The organism is Clostridioides sp. LIBA-6822, assembly GCF_056688955.1.
Window position 1 is genome coordinate 465,133 of record NZ_CP196995.1, and the last position, 24,803, is coordinate 489,935.

Below are 24,803 nucleotides of genomic sequence, written 5' to 3' on the forward strand. Positions count from 1 at the left end.
AAAATAAATAATCGGAAAATTCAATTAAATTTATACGAACGGGGGAATGTTCATGAAAAAAAGAGAGGATGATTTTGAAGTTAGAAGAAAACATCTTCAAGAACTAAGTGATGATGAGTTAAAAGAAAGGTTTTGGAGTTTAGCTACCCAAATAGTAGAGCCAATGATAGACCTTGGCAAAAAGAACACAACACCATCAATAGAAAGGTCTGTTTTGTTAAGAATGGGATTTTCTTCTCTTGAGGTAAAACCTATTTTAGAAGGTGTTATGGAAAGAGGTCTTATAGGTAAAGGGGCAGGGCATGTAGTTTATAAGTTGGCTAAATCTAAAAATATAACAGTTAGAGAAGCTGGTTTATTATTAGTTAATGGTGAATACTGGGATGAAGTTACATGTTTATTTAGAGAAGGGGTAGAATCATGTTAAAGGAAAATAAAAAACTAGATATAGACTATATATTAAAAGATTTGGATAAATATAAACCAAAAAGAAGAGGTTGGGTTTGGAGAGAGCATTTGGAAAATCTTGAAATGGGACCTTTTGAATATAAAGACTGTACAAAACCTTTAAATAAGAGTGTAGGGTTACCATCATCTAAATATTTCAATAATATTGACCCTCAACCAAGCCCAGTTATTACTACTGAAATAGCTTCTGGTAGATTTGAAGATGATATAAGAAGAATGAGGATGGCAGCTCATCATGGAGCTGACCATTTAATGGTTATTAGAACTGCTGGACAATCACATTTTGACGGGCTTATAGAAGGTACTCCTCAAGGTATAGGTGGAGTTCCAATAACAAGAAAACAAGTAAGAGCTCAAAGAAAAGCTCTTGATTTTATAGAAGAAGAAGTTGGCAGACCTATTAATTACCATTCATATGTAAGTGGTGTTGCTGGTCCTGAAGTAGCAGTAATGTTTGCTGAAGAAGGAGTCAATGGAGCACATCAAGACCCACAATACAATGTTCTATATAGAAATATAAATATGATAAGGTCTTTTGTAGATGCTTGTGAAGCTAAAAAAATAATGGCTTTTGCCAACATAGCTCAAATAGATGGAGCACATAATGCTAATGCTACTGCTAGAGAAGCGTGGAAGGTAATGCCTGAACTTATGGTTCAACATGCTTTAAACTCTATATTCTCTGAGAAAATAGGAATAGATAAAAGTAATATATGTTTATCAACAGTTCCACCAACAGCCCCTCCAGCACCATGTTTAAGAATAGACTTACCTTATGCTGTTGCACTTAGAGAATTATTTAGTGATTATAAGATGAGAGCCCAAATGAATACTAAATATATGGAATCATCAACTAGAGAAGCAACAGTTACTCATGTATTAAATTTATTGACATCAGTACTAACTAGAGCAGACATACAATCAACTATAACACCTGACGAAGGTAGAAATGTACCTTGGCATATATACAACATAGAAGCATGTGATACAGCAAAACAAGCTTTGGTTGGTATGGATGGTCTTATGGATATGATAGAACTTAAAGATATTGGTGAATTGAGAGACAAAGCAAGAGAGCTTAAAGAAAGAGCTGTATTATATATGGAAGAAATATTTGAAGTTGGTGGATATTTTGAGTCTGTAGAACAAGGATTTTTCGTTGATTCTGGAAATTATCCAGAAAGAAATGGTGATGGTATATCTAGAAAAATAAAAGGCGGAGTTGGAGAAGGTACTGTTTATGAAAGAGAAGAAGATTATCTAGCACCTGTAACTGCTCACTTTGGATACAACAATGTAGCTCAGTATGATGAAAATGCTATAGATAATCCGTCAATATTAATAGATGGATGCACATTTGAAAATCCAGATAAAATCATATATATTGATGAGCTTGATGATTTTGACAATGTGGAAAACAGACTAAAAGAATCAGAAGAATACAGAAATGGAGATAAAATCAAGCCTGAAATGGAATGGTGTGCAGATGGAATTGTAATGATAACTATGATGCTACCTACTGATAAAAGAACCGCTGAGTTTGCAGCTTTGGAATTTGTAAAGAAAATGAACTTGCAAGAAGTTGAAGTTATAAGTAGAGAAGTGATGCATGAATCTGAAGGTACTAGAATAGAAGTGAAGGGAAGAGTTCCATTTGATATAGATTTAAACAGTTTAGTAATACCAGAAGAGCCTAAAGTACTGACTGATGAAGAAATAAGAGCTGATATAGAAGAAAGACCTATGAAAATAGTTTCAGCTACAGTTGGAGAAGATGAACACTCAGTTGGTTTAAGGGAAATAATAGATATAAAACATGGTGGTATAGAAAAATATGGTATAGAATGTCACTATCTAGGGACTTCTGTGCCTGTAGAAAAATTAGTAGATGCAGCAATTGAACTAAATGCAGATGCAATACTTGCATCTACAATAATAAGTCATGATGATATTCACTATAAAAACATGAAGAAATTACATGATTATTGTGTGGAAAAAGGTATAAGAGATAAAGTAATGATAGCCTGTGGAGGAACACAAGTAACACCTGAAATAGCCGTTGAACAAGGAATAGATGCTGGATTTGGAAGAAACAGTAAAGGTATTCATGTAGCCACTTTCTTAGTTGAAAAAAGAAGAGAAATGAATAATGAGTAATGGAAAATAAAAAAATTTCTTTTAAAATAGATGTGTTGGTAGCTGAAATTGGAAGTACTACCACTGTAGTAAATGCTTTCCATAATATTGATACTGAGAATCCTGTATTTTTAGGTCAAGGTCAAGCTCCAACAACAGTGTTTGAAGGTGGCGATGTAAGAAATGGCTTATCAGGTGCTATTAAGGATTTAGCTAATAAATTATCTGTAGAGGATATAAAGTATAATGATATGTTTGCAACTTCTAGTGCAGCTGGTGGATTAAAAATGACTGTTCACGGTTTAGTTTATGATATGACAGTAAAAGCAGCTAAAGAAGCTGCTCTAGGAGCTGGAGCTGTTATTCGTCAAGTAACATCAGGTAGAATTAAAAGAACTGATTTAAATAAAATAAAAGAAATAAATCCAAACATAATTTTAATAGCTGGTGGAGTTGATTATGGAGAAAGAGATACAGCTATTTATAATGCAGAAATGATAGCTTCTATGAATTTAGGCATACCAGTTATATATGCTGGAAATATTGAAAATCAAGAGGAAGTAAAGTTAATATTCGAAGATACAGATTATAAGCTTTATATAACAGAAAATGTATACCCCAAAATAGATTTATTGAATATAGAGCCTACAAGAAAAATTATTCAAGGTGTATTTGAAGACCACATAACTACAGCTCCAGGAATGAAGTATATTAAAGAAATGGTTAATGAAAATATTACTCCAACTCCAGGAGCTGTGATGGAAGCTTCTAAACTCTTATATAAAAATATTGGAGATTTATTAACTTTGGATGTAGGTGGAGCAACTACTGATGTACACTCTGTTACAGATGGAAGTGACTATATCAATAAAATCTTAGTTAATCCTGAGCCTCTAGCAAAGAGAAGTGTTGAGGGGGATTTAGGTGTATATGTAAATATGAAAAACATAGTAGAAGTTATAGGTAAAGAAAACTTGCAAAATGAATTATCTATAGACATTGATTCAATAATAGATAATTATCCACCAATACCAAAATCAAAAGAAGAAATTTTATTTGTTGAGAGATTGACAACAGAAGCTGTTATCAAAGCTATGTTAAGACACTCCGGGAAAATAAGAAATATTTATGGAACAACTGGAAAAGTTAAAATTGCAGAAGGGAAAGATTTAACAGAAGTAAGATATATAGTTGGTACAGGGGGAGCACTTACTAGGCTCCCTAGTAGAATTAAAATATTAAACAATATGCTTAAATACAATAAAAATAAAGAATTACTATTTCCAAAGGAAAAAACAAAAATATTGATAGATAATGACTATATTATGGCATCTATGGGTGTTTTATCTAAAAAATATGAAGAAGCATCTCTTAAGCTCCTATTAAAAAGTTTAAACTTCAAGGAGGAAAGATTATGTACCCTAGATTAGAAATAGATATAGAGAAGTTAAAACATAATGTCAAAATAATTTCACAGAAGTGTCATGAAAGAAATATTAAGGTATCTTTTGTAACTAAATCATTTTGTGCACAAAAAGAGGTAGTAGAATCAGTATGTTGTGAAGGAATAGACCATATAGCAGATTCGAGGATACAAAACTTAAAAAAATTACAAAATATAAATTTGCCTAAAATGCTGATTAGAATACCCATGATAAGTGAACTAGAAGAAGTTATCAATTATTGTGATATTAGCCTTAATTCAGAACTGGAAACCATAAAGAAACTAAATGAATTGTGTGAAAGTAAAAATATTATTCATAAGATAGTTATTATGTTTGACTTAGGAGATTTACGAGAAGGATATTTTTATGAAGAAGACTTCTTTAACAGTGTAAGAGAGATAGTAAGATTAAAAAATATTAAAATAATTGGTATAGCTACAAACTTAACTTGTTATGGAGCTGTTATACCATCTAGGGAAAATACAGGAAGATTAGTAAGTATAGCACGAAAAATGGAAGAAAAATTTGGGATAGATACAGAAATAGTATCTGGAGGTAATTCAAGTTCTATGCATCTAATTATGAGTAATACTATGCCAGAAGGTATTACTAATTTGAGGATAGGTGAATCTATTATACTTGGTAGAGAAACAGCATACGGTAAAAATATACATGGAACATATCAAGATGCATTTAAATTAGTATGTCAAATAATTGAATGTAAAGAAAAGCCATCAGTTCCCATTGGAGAAATAGGGGTTGATGCTTTTAGAAATAAACCTGTTTATGAGGATAAAGGAATCTTAAAAAGGGCAATCATAGCTATAGGTAAACAGGATATAAATATTGACTCTTTAATTCCAATAGACACTTATATAAAAATATTAGGGGCAAGTTCAGACCACATGATATTAGATGTAAGTAACACAAAACATGATTATAAAGTAGGTGATAATGTGGAATTCTTATTAACTTATGGAGGTATCATGTCATCTAGTACGAGTGAATATGTTTCAAAAAAAATTATAGTGTAGTGTTCAAATAATTAGGAGGAAATTACCTTATGAAAGAGCGAGAATGTAGAAAAGCAAGTCTGTTTGATGCAATGATACCAATTACTTGTTTGATATTATTTTTAAGTCTAGGAGTCTTGATATATGGTTCATCACCTCATGTACCATTAATAGGAGCTGCAGCAGTAGCAGGGATTGTAGCTGTATATAGGCTTGGATTTAAATGGAAAGACTTAGAGTTAAGTATGTTTAATAGTATAAAGATGGCAATGCAAGCAATCTTAATTATAATTATAATAGGCGTACTTATAGGAACTTGGATAGTAAGTGGAGTAGTTCCATGTATGATTTACTGGGGACTAAAAATTTTATCACCAAATATTTTTTTAGTAGCATCAACACTAGTCTGTGCAATAGTGTCTCTTGCAACTGGTTCATCATGGAGCACAATGGGGACAGTTGGAGTAGCTCTTTTAGGAATTGGTCAAAGTTTAGGTATGCCAGTTGGATTGATAGTAGGTTCTATAATATCTGGAGCTTACTTTGGAGATAAATTATCACCTTTATCTGAAACTACTAATTTAGCTCCAGCAATGGCAGGGACAGATTTGTTTACACATATAAAATATATGTTATATTCAACTATACCATCATTATTAATTTGTTTAGTAATTTATGGTGTAATTGGAATGAAGTATTCAGGTCAAGCATTAGATATAAAGCAGATAGAATTAATTAGGTCTACATTAGATTCTACATTTAATACTTTATCACCAGTATTATTATTAGCTCCAGTAGTAGTAATTGGATTAGTTGTATTTAAAGTACCTGCTATACCAGGACTTATAGTAGGTGCTGTATTAGGAGTATTGTTTGCAGTAGTTTTCCAAGGAGAATCTATGAGTACAATATTGGATGCAGCACAAAATGGATACGTTTCATCGACACAAATAGAAGAGGTAGATGCCCTATTATCTAAAGGTGGTATTATGAATATGATGTCTACTGTATCTTTAACAATATGTGCTCTATCTCTTGGAGGTATTTTAGAAAAAACAGGTATGCTTGAAGTAGTAGCATCTTCTTTATTAAGACTAGCAAAGGGTGTATTTGGAACAGTTTTATGTACGATGGTAACTTGTACAGTTACCAACATAATCGCAGGTGAACAATACTTATCTATAGTTATACCAGGAAGAATGTATAATAAGGAATATAAAAAAAGAGGTATACATCCTAAAATGTTATCAAGAGCTTTAGAAGATAGTGGAACTTTAACTTCTCCGTTAGTCCCATGGAATACATGTGGAGCATATATAACAGCAACATTAGGTGTATCAGCATTAACATATGGTCCATATGCATTATTAAATATTATAAATCCGTTGGTATCTCTAGTTTTAATTGCATGTAAATTTAAAGTAGCAAAAATAGAAGATGAACCTGAAACTTGTTTGAATTTTGATGTCTGATACTAATTATATGATAAAAAAGCTATAAGTAAATTTGTTATTATAAAAATCTACTTGTAGCTTTTTTTGAGTTTTATATTCGAAGGTTAATTTTATTTTGTTTGCAAGATAATAAATGTAGGTTTTTATTGTGTATTTAAAATATATAAGCATTTTAATTATTTAACACTCAATAAAATTCCTTGATTATTTAATAAAGGGCATTTTTCTTTTGATTTATAAAGGTTTTTTCTCTACCATAAACTACTGCATTGGGAACGTTTGTGCAAAACTGTTTTTTTAGACCTCTTTTTATGGAGTCAAATAATTCTATATTATCTTCAATTATCAATATATATTACCTCCTTGTATTTAAGTATGCCTTTTAAAAGTAGTATTCATGATAGAATAGAGTCAAAAAGTAAGTATGTTATACACACAAAGTTGAAAGTTACTATATGTTATGCGATAATAACAAGGACATACTAGAAAAGTTGTGTTTAAAAGGAGAGTGAAAAATAATATATGAACGAAAATGTCTTAATAGTAGATGATGAAAAAGAAATAGCCGACTTAATTGAAGTATATTTAAAAAATGAAGGTTTTACTGTATACAAGTTTTACACAGGTAAAGAAGCTTTAGAATGTATTGAATCTAAAAATTTAGATATGGCTATCTTAGACATTATGCTTCCAGATACTGATGGCTTTCATATCTGTCGAAAAATCCGAGAGAAATACTACTATCCTATCATAATGCTAACAGCTAAAGTTGAAGACATAGACAAAATAATGGGTTTAACTATAGGTGCTGATGATTATATAACAAAGCCATTTAATCCTTTAGAAGTTGTTGCAAGAGTGAAAACACAGCTAAGACGATATATGAGATATAATAATTCTTCTGAACAGCAGACGACAACTGTTGATGAATATGATATTAAAGGACTAATTATCAATAAAGAAACACATAAATGTAGTTTATTTGGTAAAAAAATATTACTAACACCAATTGAATTTTCTATTCTATGGTACTTATGCAAACATCAAGGGAAAGTTGTTCCTTCTGAAGTATTATTTGAAGCTGTATGGGGGGAAAAATATTTCGACAATAACAATACAGTTATGTCTCACATTGGACGTATACGTGAAAAATTACATGAACCTTCTAGAAATCCAAAATTTATAAAAACTGTATGGGGAGTAGGTTATACAATTGAAAAATAAAAATATTAAGAAGAATTCTGACTTTGCTCAAGTAAAGAATAAAATTTTTATAAAAACAGCTGTAATGGCATTTATATCAACCATATTTATTTGGATTTTATATTCTTTTATATTATATAGGAATTTCTCTGAATGGGTAGTATCTTTTTTTGTAAAAGTTTTTCGTATGGAATATAAAGCAGCTTTAAATTTGTATCAGCAGATTTTTCGTAATAATATGGAGATTTTTATAATAATAGCTATCACGATTGTATTTTTTATAATATTCCGTTTATATTTAAATTGGTTTACAAAATATTTTAGTGAAATTAATCAAGGTATTGATTCGCTTATTAAAGAGGATATTAAAGAAGTTACTTTATCTACAGAGCTTTCTGCTGTGGAAAAAAAGATAAATTCAATTAAACATACACTTGAACAACGTAAGTCTGATACACAAATTGCAGAACAACGTAAGAATGACCTTATTGTTTATCTAGCACATGATTTAAAAACACCACTTACCTCAGTTATAGGATATTTAACATTGCTTCGAGATGAAAATCAGATTTCTAAAGAATTGCGAGATAAGTATCTATCTATTTCACTAGATAAAGCTGAACGTCTTGAGGATTTAATCAATGAATTCTTTGAAATTACAAGATTTAATCTATCAAGTATAACTCTTGAATACAGTGAGGTAAACTTAATACGTATGCTTGAACAATTAACGTATGAATTTACCCCTATTTTAACAAGTAAAAATCTAAAATATACATTGAATGTAGCTCCAAATACGATGATAAAATGCGATGTCAATAAAATGCAGCGTGTATTTGATAATTTATTACGCAATGCTGTTTATTATAGCTATGAAGGTACTACTATTGAAATAACAGCTATGCAGGATGAAAAAAACATAAATCTAAAGTTTATGAATTATGGTAATACAATACCAGAAGAAAAAATTAATCGTATTTTTGAACAATTCTATAGATTAGATGCATCTCGTAGTTCAAATAATGGTGGAGCTGGTTTGGGGCTTGCTATATCAAAAGAAATTGTTGAGCTTCATAATGGGATAATAACAGCATATAGTAAGGATAACATCATTGTATTTGAAGTTATTATTCCCAATTTAAGAAAATATTAAGAATTTACGTATAAAAAAATAAGAAATCCTTCAGGATAAATAGATAAAAGGCACTCTTGTTATTGATATAATTACTGTATCAAAACAAGAGTGCTTTGTTTTAATACAGTAATTATATCAATGACAAAGGAGAATTGACTATGAATAAGAAAAAAATTGCAGTTATATTTGGTGGAAATTCAACAGAATATGATGTATCGTTACAATCATCTTTTGCAGTACTTGAAAATTTAAATGCAGATAAATATGATATTATGCCAATTGGAATTACAAGAGATGGTAATTGGTATCGTTATATAGGAAATTATGAAAACATCCAAAATGACACTTGGTGTGAAGATTCCACTTATCTAATTCCTGTTGCTGTATCTCATAATCGTGTACAAAATGGTATTATTGAATTCTATAAAAACCATATTAAATATACTAAAATTGATTTTGCATTTCCTGTATTGCATGGAAAGAATGGAGAAGATGGTACAGTACAAGGGTTATTTGAATTAGCAGGTATACAGGTTATTGGATGTGGTACTCTTTCTTCAGCATTATGTATGGACAAAGATAAGTCGCATAAACTTGTCCATGCAGAAGGTGTCAAAGTACCAAAATCAATCATATTAAAACATTCAGATAAATCTAACGTAATTAAATTGTCAAAAGATTTAACTTGTCCATTATTTGTTAAACCTGTGCGTGCAGGCTCATCATTTGGAATTAGTAAAATTTATAAGAAAGAAGAGTTAGAAATAGCAGTTGACATAGCTTTTGAACATGATAATGAAGTAATAATTGAGGAAAATATTGATGGATTTGAAGTAGGCTGTGCAGTTTTAGGAATTGATGATTTACTAGTTGGAAGAGTAGACGAAATAGAATTATCAAAAGGATTTTTTGATTATACAGAAAAGTATACATTAAAAAGCTCAAAAATTCATATGCCAGCTAGAATTAATGCTGATTGTGAGAAAAAAATACAAGAGATGGCAAAAACTATTTATAGAACGCTTGGATGTTCAGGATTTGCTAGAGTAGATATGTTTCTGACTCCATATGGTGAAATTGTTTTTAATGAGGTAAACACAATTCCAGGATTTACTTCTCATAGCCGTTATCCAAATATGATGAAAGGTATTGGATTGTCTTTTAAAGAAATCCTAGACAAAATAATTGAGGTGCATGCAAAATAATGAATAATATTTTATTAATCAAAGATAAAGAATCTAAAGTGATGAATACTATTTCACTAACTAAAGATAAAGTTTATGATGGTAATCTAATTCTTGTAAATGCTTTTTTACCAATTAAAATATCTTTCAATGCGGAGTTAATACCTGTAGATACAAAATTTCCAAGTATTCTTATGAAATGTGAAGCTGTAAATGCTTTACAAAATATTTTGAAAAATATAGGAAGTACAAATGAGATAGTGCCAGTAAGTGGATATCGTACTGCAAATGAACAAAAATATATATATTCAAACTCTCTTTGTGATAATGGAAAAGAGTTTACTGAAAAGTTTGTAGCACTTCCAAATTGCAGTGAGCATCAGACAGGGCTTGCTATTGATTTAGGTCTTAAGAAAGATGTTATAGATTTTATTTGTCCAGAATTTCCTTATGATGGTATCTGTAATGAGTTTCGTAAAGTAGCTCCACATTATGGTTTTATAGAGCGTTATCAGTATAAAAAAGAAGAGATAACAGGAATATCTCAAGAGCCATGGCATTTTCGTTATGTTGGGTATCCCCATTCTAAAATTATCAGTGAAATGAATTTAGCTCTTGAAGAATACATAGAATATATTAAGAGATTTTCTTATGAAGATTGTTTTAAGGTAGAAGATAATGAAAAAATTATAGAGATTTTTTATATACCTCTTGATAATGAAGAAGAGATACAATTTTCTATACCTAGACAATATGATTATCAAATGTCAGGTAACAATAGTGATGGTTTTATTATGACACTTTGGAGGAACAAGAATGATTAAGAATAAATCCTATGCAGGACTTGATTATTTTAGGATTATAGCTGCATTGCTTATAATTGCAATTCATACATCACCATTATTATCGTATAGTAAAATGAGTGACTTTATACTGACTCGTATAATTGCTCGTATTGCTGTGCCATTCTTTTTTATGATATCAGGCTTTTTTCTAATTTCAAGACATAATTACAATTATGATAAGCTGAAAGTTTTTCTAAAAAATACAGTATTTATCTATGGTATAGCTATCTTTATTTATATTCCATTAAATATTTACAATGGATATTTTTCTATGGATAATTTGCTACCAAATGTTATTAAGGATATTGTATTTGATGGAACTCTATATCATTTATGGTATCTTCCTGCTTCAATTATTGGTGCAAGTATTGCATATTTTCTTGTAAAAAATTTGGGTATAAAGTGGTCATTTATAATTTCTGTTATCCTTTACATAATTGGTATGCTTGGTGACAGTTATTATGGTTTTCTAGAAAAATTACCATTATTAAAGAATTTTTATGGATATATTTTTGAAGTTTCAGACTATACACGAAATGGTGTGTTTTTTGCTCCAGTATTTTTCATACTAGGTGCCATAATAGCAAATAAATCTGTCAGTATATCATCTAAAAATAGCTTGATTGGATTTCTTATATCATTTACTCTTATGTTTTGTGAGGGTATTATTTTACACAATCTAGGCGTACAGCGTCATGATAGTATGTATATTATGTTACTACCATGTATGTATTTCTTATTTACAGCTTTAACGTTTTTTAAGGGTAATAGAGTCAGATTTTTACGAACATCATCATTAATTATTTACATTATACATCCTATGATGATTGTTATTATTCGTATGTTTTCTAAAATACTTGGAATACAAACAGTCTTGGTTGACAATAGTATTATTAATTATATAGTGGTAAGTATAGCATCTTTTATAACTTCAATAATAATTATATTGATTCTCAACAGGATAAAAGGGAAAAAAGGAAAACATAGAAAGACTTGAAATGTAAATACTAACAGAGCTTGGATTGAAGTTGACTTAAATAATTTGGAACATAATGTAAGAGTATTACAAAAAGCTATGCCACAAAATTGTGAATTGATGGCAGTTATGAAGGCTAATGCGTATGGACATAGCGTTTTTGAAGTAGCAACTCATATAAATCAAATGGGTGTAAAATCATTTGCAGTAGCAACAATAGATGAAGCTATTGAACTACGACATTATGGAATATCGGGAGAGATATTAATTCTTGGATATACTAATCCAATAAGAGCGAAGGAGCTTCATAAATACAATCTTATACAGAGCATTGTTGACCTTAATCATGCTGTATGCTTAAATGAGCAAGGATATTATATAAAATCACATATCAAAATTGACACAGGTATGCACCGACTTGGTTTTGATGCTAATGACATTGTATCAATATTAAAAGCATTTGAGTTGAAACATTTAGACGTCTGTGGTATATTTACACACTTGTGTGTTTCTGACAGTATGATAGAAGAAGACATAAACTTTACAAATAGACAAATTGAATATTTTTATAAGTTAATTGATTTGCTATCAAAAAGGGAGATAAAAATTCCTAAAATACATATTCAAAGTAGCTATGGATTTTTAAACTATCCTAAACTTAAGTGTGATTATGCAAGGATTGGAATTGCACTATATGGGGTACTAAGTTCTCCAAATGATACAACTAAGCTACAGCTTGATTTACGTCCTGTTTTATCTTTAAAATCACAAGTTGTCCTTATTAGGAGAATACAAAATGGTGAAAGTGTGGGATATGGAAGAGCTTTTATTGCAAATAGAGATAGTATAATTGCAGTACTATCTGTAGGTTATGCTGATGGGCTACCTAGAAATTTATCTTGTGGAAAAAGTAATGTAATAATAAATGGGTGTTTTGCACCAATAATAGGACGAATTTGTATGGACCAACTTATTGTTGATGTTACAGATATTCCTAGTGTAGAGGTTGGGAGTGTAGGAACACTAATTGGAAAAGATGATTTGTCTGAACTATCTGCTCCTGAAGTTGCAGATGCTTCTGGTAGCATAGCAAATGAGTTGCTGAGTAGAATGGGGTCTAGATTGAAATTCGTAGAGAAGTAACAGTATTAAAAATTTATTAATCTTATTGTATTCGTATGGTATCTTATTAGAAGATTGATATAGATTATTTCACTTTTAAGTATGGTTTTGTATTTTATATAATTTATGATGTTCTGCCGTATAAAATCAATAACATATTGTACTTAAGATGGTTAGGAGATAATACTTGATTTATTGTCATACAATTTATAGAGTGGTATAATTTAGGATAAATAAGAGAAGTAGATACAGGAGGAACAACATGGAGATATATGATATATTAACACGTTTTTATATTCAAGATATAGAAAAAGCGATATCTTTTTATGAGAATCTTTTAAAAGAAAAATGCTCTTTACGTTTTTCTTATAAAGAAGTTGGATTGGAGCTAGCGCAGGTTGGAAATGTATTATTATTATCTGGTTCTGATGATGCTCTCAAACCATTTATAGAAACAAAATCTACTTTTATGGTTGACTCTGTTGATGAATGGAGAAGTTATCTATTAAATAATGGAGCAGTTCTGATAAGAGATAAGAAAAAAGTTCCTACAGGATATAATATGACAGTAAAACATCCAGATGGTACAATTGTAGAATATGTTCAACATACAAAAAAAGATTAGTTAAAAATAGACTTTGTCAATAAACAACTAATTATAATCTATATTGACAAGCCAAATTTGTTACTTTTAGTTTCAATATATTATAAATCAAATTAGTATACTCAAAATAGAATAGAAAGTTATTACATAAAGGTGAACTTTATATAGAGTTCACCTTTTTATTCTTTTGAGAGATAGAAAATAACGTACTGAAATAATACAACAAAAACCCAACCTATTCCAGTAGCAAATGCTACAGACTTTAGACCAAATCTTTGAATAAGCAAATAAGAAAGAATTACACGAATTGATATATGTAAGATAGTTCCAATTACAGGGATGTTTACCTTTCCACTTCCTCGGTACCAACCAACAAAGGCACTTCCTATAAAACATAAGACATAGAAAATAGCGATAGTTTGCATATATTCTGCACCATTTCTCATAATTTCATTATTTGTATTACTCATCATAAGTCTAATAGCAGTTTCTGAAAAAAAGTACATTATTAAAGATAAACCAATTCCCAGACATACCATGATAATCAATCCTGTATAAAATCCTTGTTTTGCCCTCTTTCTATCTTTATTTCCAGTATTTTGTGCAACAAATATAGATATGGCTTCAGCTCCACTATCTCCAAAAGAATTAGCAAAACCTTCAATTCTTGTTGTGGCAGTATATGCTGTAATCATATCTGTTCCCATTATATTTACAGCACCTTGTACTAGTAGTTTTCCAATATATAAACTAGATTGATGGAGAGCAGATATTAAACTATAAGAGATAGTTAATTTTAATAATTTCCATTCAAACTTCATATCTTCTTTTTTAAATAAAAGAAATGAGATATTTTTTCTTATATAAATAAAACAAAGAAGTGATGCAAGTGCCTGTGATAATACAGTTGCAAAGGCGGCTCCTTGAATTCCAAAATTGCATACTGCAACAAAAACTAAATCTAAAACAGTATTCATTATCATTGAAAACATTAAGATAATAAGAGCCGATTTGGTATTACCAACAGCTCTCAAAGTTGCTGATAACAGATTATAAAAATATGTTGCAATGAGTCCACAAAAAATAATATTTAAATAAGATGTTGCTATACTTGCAACTTCGTGTGGAGTATTAATTATGTTTAGTAGTGGAGAGAGTATAAGTATTGAGAATATACTTAATACAAAAGTCAGCGTAGCTCCGAAAATAGTTGCTAAAAAAGATTCTTTTCTAAATGAAGATAAGTCATTGGCACCATAAAAATGTGCAAAGATAATTGAAATACCTGTGCAACTTCCGCTTAGTATAAATATAAAAAGATTCATAATAGTACCTGCTACACCTACAGCAGCAAAAGCAGTTTGGCTTACAAATCTACCAACTATAATTGCGTCAATAGTATTGTAAAGCTGTTGAAGTATGTTTCCTAAAAGTAATGGGAGCATAAGTATGAATAATTCTCTTTTTATGTTTCCCTCTGTTAAGTTAGTTGTATATTTCATAATAGCACCTCGTTAAATTTTAAGATACAACTAGTTTACAGTCATATCAAATAATTGTAAAATGCCGTTTTTAGCCATATAATATAAATAAATATTTATATTATGAATTGAGGTGAGTCTGTGACAGAACTTGAAATACAAGCATTTTTGACTGTTATAAAGTTAGGAAGTATTTCTGCCGCTGCTGAAAGTTTATATGTTACTCAGCCAGCATTAAGTAGAAGAATAAATGCGTTAGAAACAGAATTAGGATATAAATTAATTAGACGAAAAAAAGGCATACGAATATCAGAGTTGACAGAAGAGGGAAAGGCATTTGTTCCAATTGCAGAAAAATATAAAAGCCTTTTACAAGAAGCCAAGGCTATAACTAAAATGGATAGGAGTAAAATTCTAAACATATCCTCTATAGGGAGTGTAAGTTCATATATACTTCCAGATGTATTCTCATGCTTTATGAACACATATCCAGAATATAATATAAACTTTTACCACTATCATTCTTATGAAGCATATGATTACATTTCAAAGGGAGAAGTAGATATAGCACTTATTTCTGATGATATGTTTTTTAATAATATAGAGACAATACCAATCTTTAAAGAAGCTATGTTACTAGTAACAAGCTATGGTTCAAAGTACAAGGGAGAATTGCATCCGTCTATTTTGGATGTTGCTGATGAGATAAGGCTTCCGTGGAATCCTGAATATGATTTATGGCATAATTTTTGGTTCCGCTCAACTCTTCAGCCTAAAGTATTTCTAGACCAGATGTCACTTTTGGAATACTTTATGAGACAAGAGAATGTATGGGCTATTGTACCAGTGTCAGTGGCATATCATCTTAAAGAAATATCAAATATTGAAATACATTATATAAAAGATGCACCTCCAGATAGATTTATTTACTACCTAATTAAGGAATCTAGTAAGACGGAAATAATAAATAATTTTTTATATTTACTAAATGAAAAGTTATTGAAAATTAAAGGGTTAGAGTCTTTAATTAAAAAGTAAAAGTTATATTAAACTCTTGAACTAAAAATTTATTATGAGGTTAAGACATTATTTATGAGGTTAAGACATTATTTTAGAAATAATTATTATCAGGAGTGGAAAAAATATAAGGAAATTATCAAGTATATGAATTATAAAGTATATGATAGTAAATATAAAGTACATATAAAAATAAATTTGTTTGAAAAAGAGCAAGATTCATTAAATCTGATTAAGTGATGATTGATATAATGTTGCATGGATAAAAGGAGGAAAGCTGCAATGTCTTATAAAGTAATTAATGTCATAACAGCTATTGACTATATAGAAGAACATTTATCAGAAAAATTGGATTTAGATATAGTTGCTAATGCTGTTCATTATTCAAAATATCATCTACATAGAACTTTCACATCTTCTGTTGGCTTGACGATGCATGATTATATAAAGCGAAGAAAATTAACAGAAGCAGCAAAACTATTGGTATTTTCAAAGAAACCAATAATTGAAATTGCGTTAATAGCTGGATATGAAAGTCAACAGGCATTCACTTCTATATTTAAAGCTATGTACAAAAAATCTCCAAATAAATATCGAAAAGAACAAGAATTTTATCCTTTGCAGCTAAGATTTGTTTTGAAAAGAGACAATTTATTTTCAAAAAATGTGCTAGAGTTAGAAAAAGAAATTAAACTTGCAAATAAGTCCGATATACCATTATGGATGAATTTAGTGAGATTAGTCATAGATGGATTTCCAAACTTGCAAGAGGAAGAATATATTTCTCAATTGGAACAGTATATTTTAGAAGAAAGAGCTTTGATATTAAAGCTTAATAACACTGCTATTGCCAACATGGTATTTAATAGAGAAACTAGAAGTATTGATTTTTTTGGGGTACATCCACAATATCGTAATTCAGATATTGCACAAGTGTTTTTGAAGAAAGTTATTGAAGATTTCTTGATAGATACAGATATCTCAATTACTACATTTCGAGAAGGTGACAAGGCTGATACAGGGCATAGAGATATGATAAAGAAGTTGGGTTTTGCAGAGGCAGAATTACTTGTGGAGTTTGGATATCCTACTCAAAAATTTATCCTGAATTCTGTAGATAAAAAGGAGAATAAATAGCAAGAATGATTAAAAACTCCAAAACACAATTAAGTATAATGATTCAATACAAGTACTTAATTAACAAGGAGGATTTAAATGTCTGAAAATAAACAGGTAGTAAATTATGATTCTATTGCATCTGATTATGAACATAACATATATGAAAATGATACAGAGTTGTTAACTTTTTTTCCAGATGAGATTGTACATCTAATAGATATAAATAACAAGTTAGAAGATGCTTTTAAGAAAGCTGAAAATCTTGTTGGAAAACTTGATAGAGACTATATGGAAGCCAAAATGTATATGGTAAAAAATCGGGGAGAAATAGACCCACATGAGATGTTTCAAAATGAACAATCACTAAAACAAATAGATAATTATGGAGCTTTTATGGTGAAAGTGCGAGATAAGATTGATAAGATTAAGGATTCTCCATACTTTGCTAGAATAGATTTTAGATTGAAAGATATGGGTGATGAATATAAGTACTATATAGGTAGATTTGCATTTGATTACGAAGATGAACTGTTAATACTTGATTGGCGTTCTCCAATTGCCAGTATGTTTTATGATTATGAAATAGGGAAAGCAGGATATGATGCACCAATAGGATGGGTAGACGGAGAAATAACAAGAAAGCGACAGTTTAAAATTAAAAATGGAAAATTGGAATATGCATTAGAAAGTTCTATTAATATACAAGATGATATTCTTCAAAAGGAGCTTAGTCATACTTCAGATGAAAAAATGAAGTCTATTATTTCAACAATACAAAAAGAACAAAATCAAATTATTAGAAACGATAAAGCTGATACATTAATTATTCAAGGGGTGGCTGGTTCTGGGAAAACATCTATAGCATTACATAGAATTGCATTTCTTCTTTATAGATTTAAAGATAAAATAGAAGCAAACAATGTGATTATCTTATCACCTAATAAAGTCTTTGGAGACTATATTTCCAACGTTCTACCAGAGCTTGGAGAAGAACCATTATGTGAATTAAGTTTTGAAAATATAGCAGAAGTACAATTAGAGAGAATTATTAATTTTGAAAATGAAAGAGACCCATTAGAAATAAATGATGATAAATGGACTGAAAGAGTGCGATTTAAGTCTACGCTCGATTTTGTAAAACTTATGGATAGTTATATAAAACAGATGCCTAATAAGATTTTTATTCCAGAAGATTATACTTTTGGAAGCTTCATAGCTAAAAGTGATTGGATACAGAGTAGATTTGAGGCATATAATAAATATCCAGTTAAGAGAAGGCTAGAGAAAGTAGCTGAAGATATTCATTATAGATTTGAAACAGATAATATTATGGAAGAGGATTTACCAAGAGTAAAAAGCATACTTAAGAACTTGAATGGAATGTTGACAATAAAAAATACTCTTACGTTATATAAGGATTTTTTTAAACAAATGGATATATCAAATATGTTTGTGATGGCATCAAAGAAAACTCTTGAGTGGTCAGATGTATACCCATTTATATATATTCATGCTGCATATGAAGGAATACAAGAAGATAAAGTTATAAGACATATTGTTATTGATGAAATGCAAGATTATACACCTATTCAATACGCTGTAATAAACTTACTTTTTAAGTGTAAAAAGACTATTCTTGGAGACTTTGGACAATTAGTTAATCCTAATCATACTCATACACTAGATGATATGAGACAACTATATAATGATGGAGAATTAGTTACATTAAACAAAAGTTATCGTTCTACCTTTGAGATTATTAACTTTGCAAAAAAAATTCAAGACATATCTTCATTAGAACCTATTGAACGACATGGAGAAGAACCAGCTTTATTAAAATGTAATAACGAGCAAGATGAAATAAATAAGATAAAAACAGAAATTGAAGAATTTAAAAAGAGTGATAATGCTACTCTTGGCATTATATTAAAGACAGATAATGACGCTAAAGCTATGTATGATGCGTTAAGAGAAGAATATAGTGTTCACTTAATATCTTCTGAAAGTTCTAGCTTTACAAAAGGAGTATCCATAACTTCTGTTAAAATGTCAAAAGGCCTAGAGTTTGATGAAGTTATTGTCCCTTCAGTAAATAATAAAACGTATTATAGTGATTATGACCGAAGCTTGTTGTATATTGCTTGTACACGAGCTATGCATAAACTTAAACTAACATATGTTGGGAAATTAACTCAACTTATAGGTATGTAGATTATATATTTAGTCATTATATGTGTTTATGTATTATAAATGTAACTTACTGCTAAAACTCATTAATAACTCATTAATAAATCAATAAAAAATACGTATAAAAAATAAAAGCTATAAATCATATTTAAAATTTTATAATTTATAGCTTTTATAATGTTAATTTCTCTCAAAGTGAAGTTGCAATTTAAGTTTATAAATTAGAATGAAATAGCAATATATCTATAATAGTTCCTAATTTCTTAATGCTGATATTATATTATCTATACATTTATTGATTTTCTAAGAAAATCTGATGTTATAGTACGACCTTTTTCCACCATTTCTATTGGAGTACCTTCAAATACGACCTGACCACCATTTTTACCACCATCAGGACCGATATCAATCACCCAATCCGCTTGTTTCAATACATCTAAATTATGTTCAATTATAATTACAGTATTACCTTTCTCTACTATATGCTCAAAAATCAGCATAAGGTTTTCAATATCAGACCCATGGAGTCCTGTAGTTGGCTCATCTAAAATATAGATAGTACCTTTTTTATTGAGGTTTTTAGCTAACTTAATTCTTTGACGCTCTCCTCCAGATAGTGTACTAAGCGGTTGACCTAAGGTCATATAAGATAAGCCAACATCTTTCATAGTTTGTAAGATTTTACAAAGCTTCTTTTCTGTAAAAAATTCAAGAGCTTCATCTACTGTCATAGATAGTACATCAACTATATGTTTGTCTTTATATAATTTTGACAAAACTTCCTTACTATATCTAGTACCTTTGCAAGCTTCACATGTATTAATAATAGGGTCCATGAATACAAGCTCTGTAACAAGTACTCCTTTACCATCACAAACAGGACAAGCACCCTTTGAATTAAAACTGAATAAACCTTCTTCAACATTATTTTCCTTAGCAAATACTTTTCTTATTTCATCAAAGAAACCAAGAAATGTAGCAGGCGTAGAGCGATTTGTAGCTGTAATGGGGCTCTGGTCGATTTTAATAACATCTTTTTCATACTTTTTTGCAAAAACATGAGAAATTAAAGTACTTTTACCAGAACCAGCTACTCCAGTAACAACAGTCATAATTCCAACTGGTAAGTCTATATCAACATGTTTTAGATTATTTATACAAGCATCTCTAATTGGAAGAATACCTTTTGACTGACGAGCATTAGTTTTTATAGGTAATGATAGATTCATTGCATTTGAAGTAAGAGTGTCTGCTAGAAGTAACTTATCATAAGAACCTTGGAACACAATATGTCCACCATGTGTACCAGCTTTTGGACCAATATCTATAACTTCATCTGCTATGGATATAACATCTTTATCATGCTCTACGACAAGGACAGTGTTTCCTCTATCTCTAAGATTTTTTAATAACTGATTCATACGATGTACATCTCGTGGATGCATACCAGTACTAGGTTCATCGAAAATATAAGTCAGACCTGTGAGGCTACTTCCCATATATCGCACAAGTTTTAATCTTTGAGCTTCTCCTCCAGATAAAGATGATGATTCTCTATTTAGGTGTAGGTAGGGAAGTCCAATATCAATCATCCTTTTTAAACCATCAACAAGAGTTTTTATTACAGTTTCAACTCTTTTATCCTTTATTTGTAACAATAAATCATAAAGGTCGGTAAGTTCCATATCACACATATCTGCAATCGAATATCCTAAAATAGTGCAGTTAAGAGTTTCTTTATTTAATCTTTTTCCATGGCATATAGGACATTCTTCATCTGTTATAAGTCTCTCTGATTTTTCCTTTGTGTGTTTACTCATATTGCTAATATCTCGATTTAGATATGTTTGATTATATTTGTTAAAAATACCTTCTACTTTGGGATTTTCCTGTTTGCCATTTTTATTTTTTGAGCCATAAAGCAATAAATTATATTCTTCTAAAGAATAATCCTTTAGAGGTTTATCTAAGTCAAAAAGTCCAGACTCTGCGTACTGCTTCCAATACCATGAATTAGGTTTAAATAAAGAGTCATTTATACATCCTGTATTCAATGAGTTTTCAGTATTTAGAATAGATTCAATATTGATTACCTTAACCCTACCAATTCCAGAACAATTTTTACACATACCATTGGGGTCATTAAAAGAAAAATGTGAAGTTGTTCCTATGTAAGGTTCTCCAATTCTAGAAAATAATAGTCTTAATGATGAATACAAATCACTTATAGTACCAACTGTGGAACGTGCATTGCCGCCAAGAGGAGTTTGGTCTACGATTACAGAAGCAGTTAAATTATCAATCAGCTCTACCTGAGGTTTCCTATATTTAGGCAATCTATTTCTGATAAATGAAGAATATGTCTCATTCATCTGTCTTTGTGATTCTGCTGCAATTGTATCAAATACAATACTGGATTTTCCAGAGCCAGAAACCCCAGTAAAAACAATAATTTTATTTTTAGGAATTTTAAATGATATATTTTTTAGGTTATTTTGTGTAAGTCCTTTTATTATAATATTTGACATGAATGTTAAATCCTTTCTGAGTATATTTTAGTAAAGTAATTTTATTGTGTAAGCATATTATAATAAAATTAAAAGCTACTTTCTTGATATATTCTGCTATGTTATAGAAAGTATTTCTAAGTTCAACCAGTCTTACACAATCTGAATAAATAGTAGTTGATAATAGATAAAAAAGTACATAGTAGATAATAACAATTTGATAAATATAAAGATACTTATACAATTAAAACGACTTGACATTTAAAACTTACTATTGTAATATTTAAATATTACAATAGTAAGTTTTAAAAAAGAATAAATTATTACCTCACAAACTGAAAGGAGGACATAATGATATTAATAGTTATATTAAGTATCTTCATCATAACTTTAATCAAAATAATTATATTAGGTAAAGAAAATATAAGAGACATTGCTATTCCTTTAATCCTATTTATTGTTAGTGATTTTTTATTTTTGTGTGGAAACATCATATTTAGGGGAGGATTAATTCTACTATTTATAGGTTTATTTGCAATACCATTGATGTTAATTGCATTTATATGGATTTGTGTACATATGGTTAAGCTTTACTATAAAAAAGCTCTAAATAAAAGAAAAATGATTGGATGTATATTTAGTATTTTTATAAGTATAGGTACTATATTTATTCCTAGTCCAAGTGAAAGTTTTAGATTTAAACTTTATGAAGAAGATTATAATGTAGTAGCTAAAGCTATTTTAAAAGCTTATGATGAAAAAAAGTTAAGCGATGAATGTAATTTTTATATTAAATATGATACAAGTGAATTGGAGAAAATATTTTCTAAAGAAGTAATAAAAAAAATAGAAAAATTAAATAGAAATTTAAATGTAGTTAAAATCTCTGGAGATAAAAATTTAGTCTATTTTTTCTTTGGAGCCGAATTACAATCTGTTGATGGAGTTGTAATTGTTAAAGACTTGAAAGATGCTAAACCAAAATTAGATTTTATCAACAGAAGTATTCAAGCTCCTAGATTGGAGCATATTACAAACAATGTCTATTATTTTAAAGGTGGACTATAACTTATATAGAGGAGATAGTATAAAGTATGAAAAGAAAAAATAATTTTATTTGGCTAGTTATCTTATTGATTGTTATAGCTATAGGAGTATATTATGTAGGAAAAAAGCATAACAATACAAAACAAAAATATGATAAGAATTATATAAACTCTGAATTAAATAAATCTAAAATTGAAAACAATAATCAAAATAAAAAGGAAAAAATTAATATAGTTGATTATAGCGATTGTTTTGAAAATATTAGTGGAGGAGCTATTTTTTATAACAGTAAAAATAAAGAATATAATATATATAACAAAGAGTTAATTGAAACAAGAAGGTCACCATGTTCTACTTTTAAAATAATTTCAACTCTAATTGGTCTAGAAAAAGGGGTAATAAACTCAAAAGAATCAGTTATGGGATATGATGGTACAATTTATAAAAATGAAAATTGGAATAGAAATCTTACTTTAGAAGAGGCATTTAAGGAATCTTGTGTTTGGTACTACAAAAAATTATTAAATCAAGTTGACTCTAAATCTGTTCAAAAAATTCTAGATGATTTAAAATATGGTAACTGTGATATTAGTGAATGGGAAGGCGATTTAAAAAATGGAAAGGGATATTTAAATGGATTTTGGTTAGAATCTTCATTACAAATATCTCCAAAAGAGCAAGCGGAAACAGTAGCAAAGATATTTGAAGGAGATACAAGCTTTAAAAAAGAGCATATTAATATTTTAAAAGATATTATGAAAATAGATGTAAATGATAAAAACATAAATTTGTATGGAAAAACTGGTACAGGATATGATAGAAAAAATCAACGTGCAGATGCGTGGTTTGTTGGTATGGTACAAATTAAAGATGATACTTATTATTTTGCTATTAAATCAGATGATTCCAATAAAGAAGTTACAGGTCCAAAGGTAAAAGAGATTGCAATTAATATAATTAAGAAATACTATAATGTCACAAAATAAACTCAATTTTATTTGAGGGTATAGCCTATTTAATTATTAAATAATTTTACTAAGTTAAATATAGATAGAGTATAAATTCTATAGTACATAAAATATTTGCTATTGAGTAATAAAATAAATCCTAATATATATTAAAATAAATGTTAATATCTCTTAGAGACTATGTAATGTATTAAAAGTATAAATAAAATATGTTGCATAGTTTTTATTTTACATTATAATCTTAAATAATATACAAAGATATAATAAATGAAATTAAAAAATGAAATAATATTTTAAGGAGCTGAATGTTATGGATAGACTACTAGATATTAGACCTGTATATGATGAAGATATTAAATTGATAGAAGATTGGATTGAGCAAGAATATATACTTAAATGGTTTAAAAGTTCTGAAGAATGGATAAAAGAAATTAAAGCTAGATTTGGAGAATTTAGCTTTGTAAAACACTTTATTGTTATGTATGATAATATGCCAATTGGGTTTTGTCAATATTATGACTGTCTTAGTGCTAATGAAGTTTTTCATCCTGACATACCAATTATAGGTACATTTAGTATAGACTATTTAATTGGAGAGGAAGAATATTTAAGGAAAGGTATTGGAAAAGCAATCATTAAATTACTTATACATAAAATATTTAACGAAACAGAAGCTGAAAGAATAGTAGTGAAGCCAGAAAAAGAAAATCTTGCTTCTTGTAATTCTTTAAGAACGAATAATTTTGAATACGATGAAGAAAATGATTTATATTACTTGAGTAAGAGTGATTTTTTGAGCAAAAATGATTTAGACTGATTAAAAATAATTAAAAATATAGATGTGTTTATAAAATATGATTTGCCTAATTAAAGCAGGTATTTTAATAGTTGT

General features: G+C 29.1%; 19 protein-coding genes and 1 pseudogene. 17 read left to right on the forward strand and 3 right to left on the reverse strand.

Annotated elements, in window-relative coordinates:
• Window positions 1-52 precede the first annotated feature (52 nt).
• From ACTG48_RS02550 to nhaC, 5 genes are read left to right on the forward strand one after another with little or no spacing between them, the layout of a single operon-like run.
• Entirely contained in the window at window positions 53-427 is a 375-nt protein-coding gene (locus tag ACTG48_RS02550) for an ornithine aminomutase subunit alpha (protein WP_021382945.1), read from the forward strand.
• Complete coding sequence (oraE, locus tag ACTG48_RS02555; RefSeq protein ID WP_479918028.1) at window positions 421-2,625, forward strand: D-ornithine 4,5-aminomutase subunit OraE; 2,205 nt, start codon at window positions 421-423, stop codon at window positions 2,623-2,625. Before ACTG48_RS02550 ends, oraE begins: the two co-directional genes overlap by 7 nt.
• Complete coding sequence (locus ACTG48_RS02560; protein ID WP_479918029.1) at window positions 2,625-4,034, forward strand: GlmL-related ornithine degradation protein; 1,410 nt, start codon at window positions 2,625-2,627, stop codon at window positions 4,032-4,034. The genes oraE and ACTG48_RS02560 overlap by 1 nt, the downstream gene beginning before the upstream one ends.
• The gene (gene orr, locus ACTG48_RS02565; protein ID WP_479918030.1) at window positions 4,019-5,083 is read left to right on the forward strand and encodes an ornithine racemase Orr; all 1,065 of its coding nucleotides are present in this window, start codon (window positions 4,019-4,021) and stop codon (window positions 5,081-5,083) included. The genes ACTG48_RS02560 and orr overlap by 16 nt, the downstream gene beginning before the upstream one ends.
• 29 nt (window positions 5,084-5,112) lie before the next feature.
• Window positions 5,113-6,534 carry a Na+/H+ antiporter NhaC gene (nhaC, locus tag ACTG48_RS02570; protein WP_021383003.1) on the forward strand — a complete coding sequence of 474 codons (1,422 nt, stop codon included), beginning with the start codon at window positions 5,113-5,115 and terminating at the stop codon, window positions 6,532-6,534.
• Window positions 6,535-6,724: 190 nt separating this feature from the next.
• Here nhaC and ACTG48_RS02575 read toward each other — a convergent pair whose 3' ends face one another.
• Window positions 6,725-6,865 carry a hypothetical protein gene (locus tag ACTG48_RS02575; protein WP_479918031.1) on the reverse strand — a complete coding sequence of 47 codons (141 nt, stop codon included), beginning with the start codon at window positions 6,863-6,865 and terminating at the stop codon, window positions 6,725-6,727.
• A gap of 173 nt (window positions 6,866-7,038) precedes the next feature.
• Between ACTG48_RS02575 and vanR the strand changes: the two genes are divergently transcribed.
• The 6 genes and pseudogenes from vanR to ACTG48_RS02605 all read left to right on the forward strand — a co-directional run bounded on the left by vanR (window position 7,039) and on the right by ACTG48_RS02605 (window position 13,606).
• Entirely contained in the window at window positions 7,039-7,740 is a 702-nt protein-coding gene (gene vanR / locus ACTG48_RS02580; RefSeq protein ID WP_479918032.1) for a VanR-ABDEGLN family response regulator transcription factor, read from the forward strand.
• Window positions 7,730-8,872, forward strand: a complete 1,143-nt coding sequence (vanS, locus tag ACTG48_RS02585; protein WP_479918033.1) for a vancomycin resistance histidine kinase VanS — start codon at window positions 7,730-7,732, stop codon at window positions 8,870-8,872. The genes vanR and vanS overlap by 11 nt, the downstream gene beginning before the upstream one ends.
• Before the next feature lie 140 nt (window positions 8,873-9,012).
• Window positions 9,013-10,059: a D-alanine--D-serine ligase VanG gene (gene vanG / locus ACTG48_RS02590; protein ID WP_479918034.1), complete on the forward strand. Its 1,047-nt coding sequence runs from the start codon at window positions 9,013-9,015 to the stop codon at window positions 10,057-10,059.
• Complete coding sequence (locus ACTG48_RS02595) at window positions 10,059-10,862, forward strand: M15 family metallopeptidase (protein WP_021382973.1); 804 nt, start codon at window positions 10,059-10,061, stop codon at window positions 10,860-10,862. Before vanG ends, ACTG48_RS02595 begins: the two co-directional genes overlap by 1 nt.
• A pseudogene (gene vanT / locus ACTG48_RS02600) lies at window positions 10,855-13,002 on the forward strand (serine racemase VanT catalytic subunit). Before ACTG48_RS02595 ends, vanT begins: the two are co-directional and overlap by 8 nt.
• A 241-nt stretch (window positions 13,003-13,243) precedes the next feature.
• The gene (locus tag ACTG48_RS02605; RefSeq protein ID WP_021382950.1) at window positions 13,244-13,606 is read left to right on the forward strand and encodes a VOC family protein; all 363 of its coding nucleotides are present in this window, start codon (window positions 13,244-13,246) and stop codon (window positions 13,604-13,606) included.
• Window positions 13,607-13,764: 158 nt separating this feature from the next.
• Here the strand turns inward: ACTG48_RS02605 and ACTG48_RS02610 are convergent, their stop codons facing one another.
• Window positions 13,765-15,087 carry an MATE family efflux transporter gene (locus tag ACTG48_RS02610; RefSeq protein WP_479918035.1) on the reverse strand — a complete coding sequence of 441 codons (1,323 nt, stop codon included), beginning with the start codon at window positions 15,085-15,087 and terminating at the stop codon, window positions 13,765-13,767.
• Between the two features lie 120 nt (window positions 15,088-15,207).
• Here ACTG48_RS02610 and ACTG48_RS02615 point away from each other — a divergent pair, with 120 nt between their 5' ends.
• The 3 genes from ACTG48_RS02615 to ACTG48_RS02625 all read left to right on the forward strand — a co-directional run bounded on the left by ACTG48_RS02615 (window position 15,208) and on the right by ACTG48_RS02625 (window position 19,413).
• Window positions 15,208-16,104, forward strand: coding sequence for a LysR family transcriptional regulator (locus ACTG48_RS02615; protein WP_479918036.1), 897 nt, complete (start codon window positions 15,208-15,210; stop codon window positions 16,102-16,104).
• Between the two features lie 261 nt (window positions 16,105-16,365).
• The gene (locus ACTG48_RS02620; protein ID WP_479918037.1) at window positions 16,366-17,220 is read left to right on the forward strand and encodes a helix-turn-helix transcriptional regulator; all 855 of its coding nucleotides are present in this window, start codon (window positions 16,366-16,368) and stop codon (window positions 17,218-17,220) included.
• Between the two features lie 78 nt (window positions 17,221-17,298).
• Window positions 17,299-19,413 carry a HelD family protein gene (locus ACTG48_RS02625; RefSeq protein ID WP_479918038.1) on the forward strand — a complete coding sequence of 705 codons (2,115 nt, stop codon included), beginning with the start codon at window positions 17,299-17,301 and terminating at the stop codon, window positions 19,411-19,413.
• Window positions 19,414-19,673: 260 nt separating this feature from the next.
• On the opposite strand, the gene ACTG48_RS02630 is transcribed toward ACTG48_RS02625, so the two are convergent.
• A complete protein-coding gene (locus tag ACTG48_RS02630; protein WP_479918039.1) occupies window positions 19,674-21,917 on the reverse strand; it encodes an ATP-binding cassette domain-containing protein in 2,244 nt (747 codons plus the stop codon).
• A 330-nt stretch (window positions 21,918-22,247) separates the two neighbouring features.
• On the opposite strand from ACTG48_RS02630, the gene ACTG48_RS02635 reads away from it, so the two are divergent.
• From ACTG48_RS02635 to ACTG48_RS02645, 3 genes are all read left to right on the forward strand, one after another.
• Window positions 22,248-22,964: a hypothetical protein gene (locus ACTG48_RS02635; protein ID WP_479918040.1), complete on the forward strand. Its 717-nt coding sequence runs from the start codon at window positions 22,248-22,250 to the stop codon at window positions 22,962-22,964.
• Between the two features lie 26 nt (window positions 22,965-22,990).
• Entirely contained in the window at window positions 22,991-23,929 is a 939-nt protein-coding gene (gene blaCDD / locus ACTG48_RS02640; protein ID WP_479918041.1) for a CDD family class D beta-lactamase, read from the forward strand.
• Window positions 23,930-24,221: 292 nt separating this feature from the next.
• Window positions 24,222-24,728, forward strand: a complete 507-nt coding sequence (locus ACTG48_RS02645; RefSeq protein WP_479918042.1) for a GNAT family N-acetyltransferase — start codon at window positions 24,222-24,224, stop codon at window positions 24,726-24,728.
• Window positions 24,729-24,803 lie beyond the last annotated feature (75 nt).